Source organism: Actinoplanes sp. NPDC024001, assembly GCF_040638955.1.
Taxonomy (GTDB): Bacteria; Actinomycetota; Actinomycetes; order Mycobacteriales; family Micromonosporaceae; genus Actinoplanes.
Genome location: NZ_JBEZZB010000225.1, coordinates 1 through 13,362 on the forward strand (window position 1 = coordinate 1; position 13,362 = coordinate 13,362).

General features: G+C 72.0%; 12 protein-coding genes, 1 rRNA gene and 1 pseudogene. 6 read left to right on the plus strand and 8 right to left on the minus strand.

From position 1 onward, the window contains the following. The 6 genes from AB0F81_RS46510 to AB0F81_RS46535 all read right to left on the minus strand — a co-directional run. Positions 1 to 596: hypothetical protein (locus AB0F81_RS46510; RefSeq protein ID WP_360210012.1), on the minus strand; the 596-nt coding region annotated here is incomplete at its 3' end. Next, on the minus strand, positions 593 to 1,075 hold the full coding sequence (locus AB0F81_RS46515) for a hypothetical protein (protein ID WP_360210014.1): 483 nt from the start codon (positions 1,073 to 1,075) through the stop codon (positions 593 to 595). The genes AB0F81_RS46510 and AB0F81_RS46515, both read right to left, overlap by 4 nt. A gap of 63 nt (positions 1,076 to 1,138) precedes the next feature. Beyond that, positions 1,139 to 1,981, minus strand: coding sequence for a hypothetical protein (locus AB0F81_RS46520; protein ID WP_360210016.1), 843 nt, complete (start codon positions 1,979 to 1,981; stop codon positions 1,139 to 1,141). Between the two features lie 177 nt (positions 1,982 to 2,158). Continuing rightward, positions 2,159 to 2,908 carry a methyltransferase domain-containing protein gene (locus tag AB0F81_RS46525; RefSeq protein WP_360210018.1) on the minus strand — a complete coding sequence of 250 codons (750 nt, stop codon included), beginning with the start codon at positions 2,906 to 2,908 and terminating at the stop codon, positions 2,159 to 2,161. A gap of 1,097 nt (positions 2,909 to 4,005) precedes the next feature. Then, a complete protein-coding gene (locus tag AB0F81_RS46530; protein ID WP_360210034.1) occupies positions 4,006 to 5,049 on the minus strand; it encodes a MerR family transcriptional regulator in 1,044 nt (347 codons plus the stop codon). A 46-nt stretch (positions 5,050 to 5,095) separates the two neighbouring features. Then, positions 5,096 to 5,695 carry a LysE/ArgO family amino acid transporter gene (locus tag AB0F81_RS46535; protein WP_360210020.1) on the minus strand — a complete coding sequence of 200 codons (600 nt, stop codon included), beginning with the start codon at positions 5,693 to 5,695 and terminating at the stop codon, positions 5,096 to 5,098. 72 nt (positions 5,696 to 5,767) lie between these two features. Between AB0F81_RS46535 and AB0F81_RS46540 the strand changes: the two genes are divergently transcribed. Further along, the gene (locus tag AB0F81_RS46540; protein ID WP_360210022.1) at positions 5,768 to 6,592 is read left to right on the plus strand and encodes a LysR family transcriptional regulator ArgP; all 825 of its coding nucleotides are present in this window, start codon (positions 5,768 to 5,770) and stop codon (positions 6,590 to 6,592) included. Here AB0F81_RS46540 and dapD read toward each other — a convergent pair. Next, entirely contained in the window at positions 6,589 to 7,536 is a 948-nt protein-coding gene (gene dapD, locus AB0F81_RS46545; RefSeq protein WP_360210024.1) for a 2,3,4,5-tetrahydropyridine-2,6-dicarboxylate N-succinyltransferase, read from the minus strand. The two genes, AB0F81_RS46540 and dapD, sit on opposite strands and share 4 nt — an antisense overlap. A 67-nt stretch (positions 7,537 to 7,603) precedes the next feature. Here dapD and dapE point away from each other — a divergent pair, with 67 nt between their 5' ends. Further along, positions 7,604 to 8,674 carry a succinyl-diaminopimelate desuccinylase gene (gene dapE / locus AB0F81_RS46550; protein ID WP_360210026.1) on the plus strand — a complete coding sequence of 357 codons (1,071 nt, stop codon included), beginning with the start codon at positions 7,604 to 7,606 and terminating at the stop codon, positions 8,672 to 8,674. Here dapE and AB0F81_RS46555 read toward each other — a convergent pair. Then, positions 8,671 to 8,871 carry a hypothetical protein gene (locus tag AB0F81_RS46555; RefSeq protein ID WP_360210028.1) on the minus strand — a complete coding sequence of 67 codons (201 nt, stop codon included), beginning with the start codon at positions 8,869 to 8,871 and terminating at the stop codon, positions 8,671 to 8,673. The two genes, dapE and AB0F81_RS46555, sit on opposite strands and share 4 nt — an antisense overlap. Before the next feature lie 173 nt (positions 8,872 to 9,044). On the opposite strand from AB0F81_RS46555, the gene AB0F81_RS46560 reads away from it, so the two are divergent. From AB0F81_RS46560 to AB0F81_RS46575, 4 genes and pseudogenes are all read left to right on the plus strand, one after another. After that, positions 9,045 to 9,824, plus strand: coding sequence for a TIGR00730 family Rossman fold protein (locus tag AB0F81_RS46560; RefSeq protein ID WP_360210030.1), 780 nt, complete (start codon positions 9,045 to 9,047; stop codon positions 9,822 to 9,824). Position 9,825: 1 nt separating this feature from the next. Continuing rightward, a complete protein-coding gene (locus AB0F81_RS46565) occupies positions 9,826 to 10,377 on the plus strand; it encodes a TIGR00730 family Rossman fold protein (protein ID WP_360210032.1) in 552 nt (183 codons plus the stop codon). Between the two features lie 77 nt (positions 10,378 to 10,454). Next, positions 10,455 to 12,923, plus strand: a pseudogene (locus tag AB0F81_RS46570) (UvrD-helicase domain-containing protein); the annotation flags it as partial. Positions 12,924 to 13,300: 377 nt separating this feature from the next. Further along, positions 13,301 to 13,362: ribosomal RNA gene (locus AB0F81_RS46575) — 16S ribosomal RNA — on the plus strand; the annotation flags it as partial.

A 13,362-nucleotide genomic window follows, 5' to 3' on the forward strand; every position in this document is an offset into this window, starting at 1 on the left:
CTTATGCTGACCGGTATGGCACGTTTGCTGGTCGTCAAGGCCACCGCGGGAGCGGACGCCCCCGAGCGTTGTTCGCCCGGAGCCGGAGACGCCGGGATCGCGGCCGCCGGGCTGGGCGGGGCCGGGGCGACCGTCGAGGTGACCCGCTCGGTGGTGCCCGCCTTGAATGCGAGACGCCGGCTCATCCTGCTCGGCTCCCCGGTCCAGGACCGGAACCGCGGCACGATCGTCCAGCGCCACCCGCCGCCGGCCACCTCGCCCGCGGTGAAGGTGACCGACTCCACGGGTCCGCCGTCGGCGGCCACGGTGTGCGTGACGTCCGGCCGGGGCGGGTCGCTCGTGCTGTGCGCGGTCACCGCGTAGTGGTCCATCCGTACGCCGGGCGCGATCTCCTGAGCGCTCCAGGTGACCACGGCCTGCCCCGCCTGCTTTGCCACGCTGGGTTCCACCCCGCGCGGCATCTTCGCCACCCGGGCGGTGAAGGAGAGCGGGTTGTCCGGCAGGGTCCAGCCGCCCGCGTGGGCGACCATCGTCCCGCTCACGCCCAGGGCCGCCGCCGCGCCCGTCGTCAGCAGGAGCGCCCCGGCGCGCTTCATCGGCTCATCCGATGGCCGACGCCGGACACGGTGATCGTGAAGCTGGCGCCGGCGCACTTCTCGGAGGCGCCCACCGGCATCACCACCGGGATCGTGCCGTCCAGAGCGGTCCGCCCGGTCGCCGCCACGATGACCGGGAGGTGGCCGCTGTAGGCCCGGACCTGCAGATTTCCCGCAGTGGGTGGACACGACCGCCGGGACGACGAGGTCACCTTCGCGGTCAGCCGCTGCACGCTGAGCCGGAAGCCGAGCGGGTTGCGTACGGTGAGCCGCATCGGCTGGACCGCGCCCGGATAGAGGTTGCGGACCGGCTTGCCCTCCACCGTGAAGTGCAGCGGGCCGTCGCGATTCTCAGCGTCCCGGCCGGCCAGCCGCAGGGCGCCGTCGCCGTGGGCGGACGGCGGGGCGGGGGCGACGGCGAGCAGGACGCCGGCCAGCGACACCGCCGCGGCAGCCGCGGTCCACCAACTCTTCGACATGGACGTTCCCGGGGGTCGGCAGTGGAGTGGGGCAGCGGTTGCCACCCCACCCGGGCGGCGTGGTCAGGAGGCGGCCTGCTGGGTGCCGGAGAAGCCGTAGGTGACCTTGATGGTCTTGCTGGCACAGTCCTGCGGCAGGCTGCCGATCTTCACGGACGACTGGATCTTCTGCTTCGTGGCGCCTGCGGCGATGGTGGGTTCACCCGGAAAGTCGGTGACGATCACGTCAGCGGTCTTCAGCAGGTTCTCCTTGCACTTGACGGCGGTGTCGTCGCTGGGTGTCACGACCACGTCAGTCGGGGTGACCGAGATCTTGTCGGTGAGCTTGACCGGGAACTCGTTGCCGTTGGCCACCTCGGTCACCATCGTCGTTACCAGGCCTGGGTAGAGCGTCTTGTCGAGTTTTGAGGTTGCGCTCATCTTCGTGATCGATGCGGCAGTGGCCTCGGCCGTCCCGGTTCCGGTGATGTTCCAGCCGGCGATCGCTGCCCATGCGGCGCCACCGCCGAGCGCGACGGCGGTGATGCCGGCGATGACAGCGGAACGCTTGGTGATCTTGCGCATGGAAATGTCCTCCTGGAACGGTCGTCGCGCCTCCACCCCGAACGGATCCGGAGCGACCGGAACGGGGTGCGCGTCGTTAATCGGATGTCCCGGGGAGCCCACAAGGCTTCCCGGCGCTGCGACAAAGATGGCGGACCGGCCATTTCCCGGCGATAGTTCTTCCCGCCCACCTGTTGCATGCGAGACGGCGGCGCGCCGAACCGTTCCGGTTACCCCGTGCGCGTGACGGAGCCCGCCGCACCACTCCCGAACGGTGGCCCGGCTGTCCGGTCGCCAGCGCTTCCAGCAACCCTCCAGCAGCCCTTCAGCAGCCTTCCAGCAGCTGGAAATTGGGGCTGCCACGCCGAGCGGAAATTCTCAAGCCCGAGGTCCGCTCGGATTCTCGAAATGGCCCGCGGGGGCGTGGGAAACGTGAGGCCACAATGTGAAAGCTTGCAATTCCGTGGAAGCCTTTTCGGTCCGCGGACACTATCGGGGTCGGCGTTTCGGCCGCCCGGTCCCCTGAAAGAGGCTTGCGGCTTACGGTTCTGTCGGGCGTTCGGCCTGCACGAGGAAGCGGTGCGCTCGTGCGGTGAACTCGCCACGGGCCCGGATCGTCGCGGCCAGACGGGCGAGGGCCCGCTCGTAGCGGTGCGGGGTGAAGTCGCGGATCTGCCACGGCACCGTGCGCAGCTGGTGCACGACGGCGGAGATGTCACGGAACACCGCGGCTGGGTGCTCCTCGCGTACCTCGGTGACCTGCAACCCGGCCGCCTCCAGCGAAGCCGCGGCGACCTCGGCGTCCCATCGCCGCGGATGCGGCGGCGGCGCGCCCAGCGCGACGTTCAGATCGGCCAGGTCGTCGCTGCCCACCTGCTGCGTCAGCACGACGCCGCCCGGCTTCAGCAGGCGGGCGATGTCCGCCGCGGGCAGCCGCCCGTGCCGGCTGAGCACCAGATCGAACTCGTCCTCCCCGGCGGGCAGCTCGGTGAGCACCGCCACCCCGAACGGGGTGAGCCGCTCCCGCGCGGCCGGAGTGTTACGCGCCCAGCTCTCGACAGCCACCGTGTGCGAGGGCAGCGGCGCGAGCTCCGCCAGCAGCTCGCCACCCCCGGTGTCCAGGTCGAGCACGCTGGTGGCCCGGCGCACCAGCGGGCGGGCCAGCTCCAGGTATGACCAGGACGGCTCGGACGCCACGGCCAGGCCGTCCAGCCAGGCGAACTCCCACCCGGTCATGGAGGCGCCGGTAGCCGCGGCGTTGAGTTCGTCCTCCTGCCGGTTGCTGCGCACATCGGGAAACGTAGCCGGGCGCCGCCCCGCCGGGCGACTCCATCTCACGTCCCATACGGGACCGGTGCCGGACTGTGGCTGAACGGTTACCAGAATCCCCGGATCCGCCTCCCTCCCCGCCCTGCACGCGCAAGCCGACCACACCGACGCCACTCCCACCTTCCCCGCGCCGCCCGGCCCGGCCGGCCGCCACCCCCGCATCCACGAACACCATCACCGCCCCCACCGCCATGCCCAGGCCGCGCGACTATCCGATCAACGCGTAAAACCCGCTCAGCTGACAGCCAGCGTCCTCTCAGACCCGCCGAGGCAGCTCTCACGCGCAGCCGGGCCTGCTAGCTGGCAGCCAGCGTCGTCTCAGGCCGGCCGAGGCAGCTCTCACGCGCAGCCGGGCCTGCTAGCTGGCAGCCAGCGTCGTCTCAGGCCGGCCGAGGCAGCTCTCACGCGCGGCCGGGCCTGCTGGCTGGCAGCCAGCGTCGTCTCAGGCCGGCCGAGGCAGCTCTCACGCGCGGCCGGGCCTGCTGGCTGGCAGCCAGCGTCGTCTCAGGCCGGCCGAAGCAGCTCTCAGGTGCGGCCGGGTGGACCGGCTGGCGGTCAGCGTCGTCTCGGGCCGGCCGAAGCAGCTCTCAGGTGCGGCCGGGCGGACCGGCTGGCGGTCAGTGTTGTCTGGGGCCGGCCGAGGCAACTCTGAGGTGCAGCCGGGCGGACCGGCTGGCGCTCAGCGTCGTCTGGGGCCGGCCGAGGCAGCTCTCAGGTGCAGCCGGGCGGGCTGGCTGGCGGTCAGTGTTGTCTAGGGCCGGCCGGGGCAGCACTCTGGCGCGGCCGTGCTGGCTGGCTGGCGGTGTCGGTTCGGGTCGGCCGAAGCAACTCCCAGGCGCAGCCGGAGTAGCAGGCTGGCCGCCAGGGGCGGATGCACGCGCTCGAACAGCGCTGAGAACCAGCTGATCAAGATCGGCCTGAATCGGCACGCGCTCCATACCGCCCGGGCGGCCGGGATTCGGTTCGTGGTGGAGGCCAGCCGGGCCGGCGCTGGGCTGGGAGAGCGGGCTCGGCGGGGTTGACCGAGCGCCGAGCGGCACCCCGCCCCGGCCGGCGAGCTACCGCCGGACCGGCATCAGCATGGAGAAGCGGGACTCGTCACCCGGCACCCGGATCGCCAGCGGCCGGAGTGGCCCGTCCAGCTCCAGCAGCAACTGCCCGGCGCCGCCGGCGTCGAGGGCCTGGAGCAGGAACTCGCGGTTCACCGCGACGTGGGCGCCGGCGTCGGCTTCCCACTCGCTTTCCGCGGCCAGGCGCAGGCCGTCGACGGGGTCCAGCGTCAGTACCGACACCGGATAGGCCGCGCCCTCGTGCTCCCGGGCCACCAGCGGCGCGGTGGTGAGTTGGTCGCGTAGGGCAGCCGCGTCGACCGGGACCAGGTGGGCGGCGGAGCCGGCCGGGCTGAGCAGGCGCTGGTAGTCGGGGAAGTCGATGTCGATCGGCTCGTCGTCGAACGCCAGGTCACCGGCGCGGGCGGACACCCGCTCGGGGGACAGGTCGAGGGTGACCGAACCGGCGCGGACGGCACGCAGCCGGTCGACGAAGGGCAGCGGCAGGAACAGGCGAGCGCCGGGGCCCGCCACCTCGGCCGGGGTGGCGGCGACGGCCAGCCGGTAGCGGTCGGTGGCGACGAGGGTGAGCAGGCCCGCAGCGGTCTCGGCGAGCACGCCCGCGGGGATGACGTCGCCGGCGCCGGCAGCGGCGAAACGCACGGCGTCGAGGGCGGCGCAGAGGTCGGCGGCCGGCAGGGTCAGACGGGTCATCAGGCCTTCCTCGACGTCGAGCAGGGCATGCAGCCGGAAGAGCTCCCGCCGGGCGTCGGCCAGGCCGGCCTCCAAGCGGGTCAGGTGGAGGTCGAGCCTTCGCCGTACCGAATCGGGGTTTTGCAGGTCTTGAACTGCCTGGGCGATCTCGGCGACCGGCATGCCGACGCGCCGCAGGCCGGCGATGAGCCGGGCTGCTCTGATCTGCACCGCCGTGTAACGGCGATAGCCGGTGGCGCGGTCGACGGCGGCGGGCACCAGCACGCCGGCGCCGTCATAGAACCGCAGGGCGCTGACGCTCAGGCCGCTCGCCCGGGCCACCTCGCCGATGCCCCGCAGATCGCTCTTCACCCGCTCAACTCTGAGGTCTCACCCAGGGTGAGAGTCAAGCCTGCGCGATCAGAGCAACACCGAGTGCGGCCATCACCGCGGCGATCAGGCCGTCCAGGATGCGCCACGCGGACGGCCGGGCCAGCAGCGGAGCGAGCCGGTGCGCGCCGGTGCCGAGTGCGGTGAACCAGACCAGGCTGGCAGCGGCCGCGCCCAGGCCGAACGCCCAGCGGTCGGTGTGCTGTTGCGCGACCGAGCCGAGCAGCAGGACGGTGTCCAGGTAGACGTGCGGGTTCAGGTAGGTCAGCGCGAGGCAGGTGAGCAGCGTCGCACGCAGGGTGGCGGGCGCCTGGCCGGCCGGGTCGAGCGCCTGCGGCCGCAGCGCGCGGCGCGCGGCCAGCACGGCATAGGCCAGCAGGAACGCCGCTCCGGCCCATCGGATCGCGGTGACCAGTTCGGGTCGCGCGGTCAGGACCGCGCCCAGGCCGGCGATGCCGGCGCAGATCAGCGCCAGGTCCGAGAGGGCACAGGTCAAAACCACCGGGAGTACGTGTTCCCGGCGCAGTCCCTGGCGAAGGACGAAGGCGTTCTGAGCCCCGATGGCGATGATCAGAACTGCGGAGGCGGCAAAGCCGGCGAGAGCGGAGGCGAGCACGAATTCGACGCTACGGGGAGAGCCGACCGCACTCTAGCTAATCATTCTTACGAACGATTAGAGTTGCTAAACATGGATCAGGTGCAGCTCGCGACCTTCCAGGCCGTCGTCGAGCACGGGAGCTTCGAGGCGGCGGCTCGTGCGCTGCACGTCACACCGTCCGCGATCAGTCAGCGGATCAAGGCGCTGGAGCAGACGGTCGGCCAGGTGCTGGTGCGCCGGGCCAAACCCTGCGTGGCGACCGAGGCCGGCGCGGCGCTGGTCCGGTTCGCCGGTCAGGTGGCCCTGCTGGAGCGGGAGGCGCTGGCCCAGGCGCGCGGCGGCACCCGGCTCTCGATCGTGGTCAACGCGGACTCGCTGAACAGCTGGTTCCTGCCGGTGCTCACCCGCGTGCCGGGGGTGACCTTCGAGGTGCACACCGACGATCAGGATCACACCGCCGAGCTGCTGCGGGCCGGCACCGTGATGGCGGCGGTGACCGCCGAGCACGTCGCGGTCCAGGGATGCCGGGTGGAACGGCTGGGCGCCATGCGTTACCTGCCGGTCGCCGCGCCCGGTTTCGACGCGAGCGACCTGAGCCGGGCGCCGATGCTGGTCTACAACCGCAAGGATCGGCTGCAGCACCGCTTCCTCGACGGCCGGCCGGAGCCGCCGATCCACTACGTGCCCGGCGCGGCCACCTTCAACGAGGCGATCCGGATCGGTCTGGGCTGGGGCCTGGTCCCCGAGCAGAACGCCCGCCCCGACCTGGCGGCCGGCCGCTACGTCGAGATCGCGCCCGGCCGGCACCTGGACGTGCCGCTCTACTGGCAGTACTGGCGGATCGAGTCGCAGACCCTGAACACACTGACGGCCGCCGTTCGCACGGCGGCCGCCTCAGCGTTGCGTTCGGGCTAGTCGTTGGTGTGCAGCGCGGCGTTCAGCTCGATGCCGGTGCCCTTGCGCGGGCGGGCCTCCAGCGCACCGGAGACCGAGTTGCGCCAGAACAGGAGATTGTTCACACCGGACAGCTCGATGGCCTTCACCACACGACCGTCGGGCAGCGTGATCTTGGAAGCGGCGGTGATGTAGACGCCCGCCTCGACCACGCAGTCGTCACCGAGCGAGATGCCGATGCCCGCGTTCGCGCCGAGCAGGCTGCGCTCGCCGATGCGCACCTTCTCCTTGCCGCCGCCGGAGAGCGTGCCCATGATCGACGAACCGCCGCCGATGTCCGAGCCGTCGCCGACCACCACACCCTGCACGATCCGGCCCTCGACCATCGAGGTGCCGAGCGTGCCGGCGTTGAAGTTGACGAATCCCTCGTGCATGACGGTCGTGCCGGAGGCCAGGTGGGCGCCGAGGCGGACCCGGTCGGCGTCGGCGATCCGCACGCCGGACGGCACCACGTAATCGATCATGCGCGGGAACTTGTCGACGCCGTAGACGGCGAGCTGGCGACCGGCGGCGCGCTCCAGGAACCGCAGCTCGTCGACCCGCTCCGGCGGGCAGGGGCCGGCCGAGGTCCAGGCCACGTTCGCCAGCTTGCCGAAGATGCCGTCCAGGTTCAGCGCGTTCGGCTCGACCAGGCGGTGCGAGAGCAGGTGCAACCGCAGGTACGCGTCGGAGGCGTCGGTGATCGGGTCGGCCAGCGACTTGATCACCGTACGGACCTCGACGGTGCTCAGGCCGGGAAGCAGCTTGGGGCCGGTCTGCCCGGCCGGGAGCGCCGGTGCGTCGGCGGGCTCCTCACCGAGGCCGAGGTAACCGGCCGGGAACCAGGTGTCCAGAACCTGTCCCTCGGCGGTGACGGTGGCGAGGCCGATGCCCCAGGCGGGCGAAGTCGAGATCGCGGTTTCCACGGACCGAACCCTACCGGACCCTGAACGAGCCATCGGGGGCGTCGTGTCCCCCCGGTATGGTGCGCACATGGCCAACCCGCTTACCCCGGACGTGCTGCTCGACCCGGTCGTGCTGACCCGCGCCCTGGTCGACATCGAGTCCGTCTCCCGCGACGAAAAGGTGATCGCCGACTGTGTGGAGGACGTCCTCCGCCGGGCCGATCACCTGAGCGTGCGCCGGTTGGGTAACACGGTGATGGCCCGCACCAAACTGGGCCACGCGCAGCGCGTGATCCTCGCCGGGCACCTGGACACCGTGCCGGTCAACGACAACCTGCCGTCGACGGTCGTCGACGACCTGATCTACGGCTGCGGCACCTCGGACATGAAGTCCGGGGTCGCGCTCGCCCTGCACCTAGCGGTCACCCTGCCCGACCCGCGGTACGACCTCACCTACCTCTTCTACGAGGCGGAGGAGATCGAGTCCGAGTTCAACGGGCTCAACCTGGTGGCGCAGTCACACCCGAAATGGCTGCAGGCCGACTTCGCGGTGCTGCTCGAGCCGACGTACGGGCTGGTCGAGGCGGGTTGCCAGGGGACCATGCGGGTGCGGATCCGGACCGCGGGGCGGCGGGCGCACACCGCCCGGGCCTGGCGCGGGGTCAACGCGATCCACGCGATGGGCGAGGTGCTGCGCCGGCTCGAGGACTACCACCCGCGGACCGTGACGATCGACGGGTGCACGTACCGGGAGGGGTTGAGCGCGGTCCGGATCGACGGCGGCATCGCCGGCAACGTCGTGCCGGACGAGTGCTCGATCGACGTGAACCTGCGGTTCGCCCCGGACCGGTCCGAGAAGCAGGCGCTGGAACACCTGCAGGAGATCTTCCACGGGTACGAGCTGGAGGTGACCGACTCGGCGCCGGGCGCGCTGCCCGGCCTCAGTGCGGCCCCGGCCCGGGAGTTCCTCGCCGCGATCGGCCTTGAACCGGCCGGCAAACTCGGCTGGACCGACGTGGCGCGCTTCGCGGCGCTCGGCATCCCGGCTCTGAATTACGGGCCCGGTGACCCGGCCCTCGCGCACGCGCCGGACGAGCACGTCGAGATCGGGAAGATCCGCGACGGGTCGGCCACGCTTTACCGCTGGCTGGCGCCCTAGACCTGCGGCGCCGCCACCCGGCCGATTGCCCGTTGCGGGACCGCCAGCAGCTCGGGCGGTATCTCCATGGTCGCTTCCAGGTCGACGGTCGGCTCGGCGTCACGGGCCGCGAAGGCGACTCGCCTTTCCTCCACCACCAGGCGGATCCGGCGCTGCATGCGGCGCTGCATCTTGAGGCGCTCGTATCGATTCGTCACGGTGGCTGCTCCTTCGCCGGGAGCCCGGTGATGCCAGGTCGGTAACAGTACAGACGTGCCGGAGCTACTGTCGGTTGCTTCAATCTGGCAAAAAGGTCCGGAGGTCGCAATCCTCTTACCGAAACGCAGCCGGTTATTCACCAGGTACTGACCGTCCGCACTACCTTGGACGCATGACGGAGAGCACCAACGGGCGACCTCAACCCGGTCCGGAACGTCATCGCGGGGCGGTCACGCTACGGCGTGACTCCATCCCGCCCAGCACGGCCGACCAGAAGTTGCTCGACTCCCATCACCGCAGCGAGTGGAAGACCAAGGACGCCTGGCGGGCGCTGCGCATCCTTTCCGAGTTCGTCGAGGGCTTCGACACCCTGGCCGACCTCCCGCCGGCGGTGAGCGTCTTCGGTTCGGCCCGCAGCAGCGCGGAGAGCTACGAGTGCGAGCTGGCGTACAGCCTGGGTGCGGCGCTCGCCGAGGCCGGCTACGCGGTGATCACCGGGGGCGGTCCGGGCGTGATGGAGGCGGCCAACCGGGGAGCCACCGAGGCCGGCGGGATGTCCGTGGGACTCGGCATCGAGCTGCCGTTCGAGCAGGGGCTCAACGACTGGGTCGACGTCGGCATCGACTTCCGCTACTTCTTCGTCCGCAAGACCATGTTCGTCAAGTACGCGCAGGCCTTCGTCGTGCTGCCGGGCGGCTTCGGCACGCTCGACGAGCTGTTCGAGGCGATCACCCTGGTCCAGACGAAGAAGGTCACCCGGTTCCCGGTGATCCTGATGGGCGCCGAGTACTGGGGCGGTCTGCTCGACTGGCTGAAACGGCGCATGCTCGACGAGGGCAAGATCAGTGCTGCGGATCTCGACTTGATCCAGGTCACCGACGACGTTGCCGAGGCGGTCCGCATCATCGTGGACGCCGACGCGGCCCTCGCCGACCCGAACGGGAAGCGGTGACGTGGCGGCCGTCTGCGTCTTCTGCGCCTCCTCGACCACCCTCGAACAGCGTTGGCTCGACCTCGCCGCGGAAACCGGGCGGGCCCTCGCCGAACGCGGGCACGTCCTGGTCTCCGGCGGTGGCTGCGTCGGCATGATGGGCACGGTTGCCGACGGCGCTCGCTCGGCCGGCGGGCACACCCTGGGCATCATCCCGCAATGCCTGGTCGACCTCGAGGTCGCCGACATCGCCTCCGACGAGCTCCTGGTCACCACCGACATGGGCGCCCGGAAGAACCTGATGATCGAACGATCGGACGCCTTCCTCACCCTGCCCGGTGGCCTCGGCACGCTGGACGAGCTCTTCGAGGTGTGGACCACCGCCACCCTCGCCGTGCACCGCAAGCCGATCGTGCTGCTCGACCCGGACGGCTTCTACGACGGGCTGCTGCGCTGGCTCGGCGGGCTGGTCGACGAGAAGTTCGTCCGGCCCTCGGCCATGGAGATGATCCAGGTGGCCCGATCGGTTCCGGCCGCGATCGACCTCATCGAGGACACCCTCGGCAGGGGATAACGTCGTACCGGCGTGCTCTCATAGATGCCGTGAGCACGCCGGCCCCCCCAACTCCGGTGCGCCGGCCGGCCTATCGCCTGGTCCGGCGCCCCCGTCCGGTCACGCCCGCGCTGCCGGCCGACCCGGTCCAGCGCCGGGTGATCGAGCACACCGCCGGGCCGCTGCTGGTGGTCGGCGGTCCCGGCACCGGCAAGACGTCCGTTCTGATCGAGGCGGTCGCGGCCCGCATCGCGGCCGGCGCCGATCCGGAGCGGATCCTGGTGCTGACCTTCGGCCGCCGCGGCGCGGCGGCACTCCGCGACCGCATCGAGGCGCGGATCGCCGACGATCCCGGCCGGATCGTCCACGAGCCGCTCGTCAGGACCTTCCATGCGTACGCGTTCGGCCTCCTCCGTCGTGCGGCGGCGGAGCGGGGCGAGCCGTCCCCGCGGCTGCTCACCGGTCCCGAGCAGGATCTGATCATCCGGGAGCTGCTCTCGGTCGTCGGCGACCCCGAGGCGACCGACGACATCGGGTGGCCGGAAGCACTGCGGCCGGCGTTGCCCACGCGGGCGTTCGCGCAGCAGCTGCGTGACCTCATGCAGCGTGCGGCGGAGCGGGGCATCGGGCCGGTGGAGCTGGCCCGGCTCGGCGAGCGGCTGGGCCGCGACGACTGGCCCGCCGCGGCGCGCTTCCTCCGCGAATATGTGGCGGTTCTCGCACTGCGCGACGTGACCACCCGCGGGTCGACGGCCTATGACCCGGCCGAGCTCGTCCGGGCCGCTTCGGGTCTGCTCGCCGACGAGCCCGACCTGCTGGCCGCCGAGCGGCGGCGTCTCGAGTTCGTCTTCGTGGACGAGCTGGCCGAGACCGACCCGGCCCAGGTCGAGCTGCTCACCCAGATCGCCGGCGGCGGCAAGCCACTCGTCGCCTTCGCCGACCCGGACTCGTCGGTATACGGCTTCCGGGGCGCCGACCCGAGCGTGGTCTCGACGTTCTCGACGACGTTCCGATCGGCGGCGGGTGCTCCGGCCGAGACCCTCGTCCTGCACACGAACTACCGTGCGGCGCCGTCGCTGCTCACCGCGACCAGCCGGGTGGCGCGGCGCATGCGCGGGCCGATGGGGCATCGCCCGATGTTCCCGCCGCCAGCAGATCCCCCCCAGCCCGCGGCCGCGCAGGCTGATCCGTCGCAGCCGGGTTCGCCTGTTGCCGGCGCTTCGCCGGCGGGTTCGCCTGATACCGGCGCTTCGCAGCCGGGTTCGCCTGATACCGGCGCTTCGCAGCCGGGTTCGTCTGGTGTTGGTCCTTCGTCGGCGGGTTCGGCTGATGCTGGATCTTCGCGGGCGGGTTCGCCAGAGAGTGGCGATCGAGCCGGCGCTTCCCCGCCCGACGGTGGGCCCTTCGCGCCCGTGGCGGAGGCCGTCGTGCGGACCTTCCGGTCGCCGGCCGCGGAGACCGCCTACATCTCGCACGTCCTGCGGGAGGCGCACCTGCTGCATGGTGTGCCGTGGTCGCGCATGGCGGTTCTGATGCGATCCACCGCCCTGCAGCAGCCGTCGGTCCAGCGGGCGCTGGCCGCCGCCGGGGTGCCGACCGTCATCCACGCCGAGGATCTGCCGTTGCACCTGCAACCGGCGGTCGCTCCGTTCCTGCTGCTCCTGCGGTGCGCGCTCGACCCCGAGGTGCTCGACGAGGAGGCCGCGGTCGCGCTGCTGCACTCGCCGCTCGGTGGCGCCGACCCGCTGGCCGAGCGCCGGCTGCGGCAGGGACTGCGGGCCCTCGCGCTGGCCGCGGGCGATCGGCGTCCCTCCGGTGAGCTGCTCGTCGACGCGGTCAGCGACCCGGCCGGGCTGGACATGGTCGAGCGGCGGTGGGCGCGGCCGGCGCAGACGATCGCGCGGCTGCTCGCGGTCGTCCGGGAAGCCGCAGCCGTGCCCGGCGCCACCGCCGAGGACGTGCTCTGGGCCGTCTGGCGGGCCAGCGGCCTCGCCGACCGGTGGTATGCGATGAGCACCCGCGAATCCCCCATGCCGGAGCAGCGGGAGGTGGGCCGGGCCCGGCAGTGGCGGGCCGAGGCGGCCGACCGGGACCTCGACGCGATCGTGGTCCTCTTCGACGCCGCGGCTCGCTTCGTCGACCGGCTGCCCGGTGCGCGCACCGAGGTCTTCCTCGACCACGTGCTCGGCCAGGATCTGCCGGCCGACTCGATCGCCCCGAGCGCCGACCGTGGCGATGCGGTCCGGCTGCTCACCGTGCACGCGGCCAAAGGCCTGGAGTGGGACGTCGTGGTCCTGGCCGGCGTGCAGGAGGGGATCTGGCCCGACCTGCGCCTGCGGGGCAGCCTCCTCGGCTCGGAGCGGCTGGTCGACGTGATCGCCGGCCGTCCCGCCTCGGGTGCGGCCGCCGTGGTCGCCGAGACCTCGGCCCTGCTCGACGAGGAGCGGCGGCTCTTCTACGTGGCCGCCACCCGGGCTCGTCGCCGCCTGGTGGCGACCGCGGTGGCCTCGGCGAGCGTCGGCGGTTCGGCGGGCGAGGAGCAGCCCAGCCGCTTCCTGGCCGAACTGGCGATGCCCGTCCCGCGGCCGGGCAGCGGCCCGGAGGCGCCGCCACCGACCGAACCACCGGAGCCGGACCCCTGGGACACCGGCCCGCCGGACGGCCCTTCCTCCAGCGGCCCGCCGGACGGCCCTTCCTTAAGCAGCCCTGCCGTGCCCCGCACCGCCGCGGTGATGGGCGGCGCGGGATCGGCTGAGGCGGTCGGCGGCGCGGAGGGCGAGGACCCGGCCGAGGCCGCGCCGGTCGACGTTGCTGGCGGGGCGCCGGACGAGACCGCAATCGATGACGCCGCCGGGCCGGTGGAGGAGACCGAGCTTCCGGTCGGGCGGGCGCCCCGGGCCCTCACCCTCGCCGGGTCTCTGGGCCGATACTGACGCTGAGGAGCGAAAGCGTGGGGAGCGAACAGGATTAGATACCCTGGTAGTCCACGCTGTAAACGTTGGGCGC

What these genes read in the sequence shown, in the direction of transcription:
- dapE (WP_360210026.1), top strand. Translation starts at nt 7,604, where the DNA reads ATGGCCAACCCGCTTACCCCGGACGTGCTGCTCGACCCGGTCGTGCTG.
- AB0F81_RS46560 (WP_360210030.1), top strand. Translation starts at nt 9,045, where the DNA reads ATGACGGAGAGCACCAACGGGCGACCTCAACCCGGTCCGGAACGTCAT.
- AB0F81_RS46515 (WP_360210014.1), bottom strand. Translation starts at nt 1,075, where the DNA reads ATGTCGAAGAGTTGGTGGACCGCGGCTGCCGCGGCGGTGTCGCTGGCC.
- AB0F81_RS46540 (WP_360210022.1), top strand. Translation starts at nt 5,768, where the DNA reads ATGGATCAGGTGCAGCTCGCGACCTTCCAGGCCGTCGTCGAGCACGGG.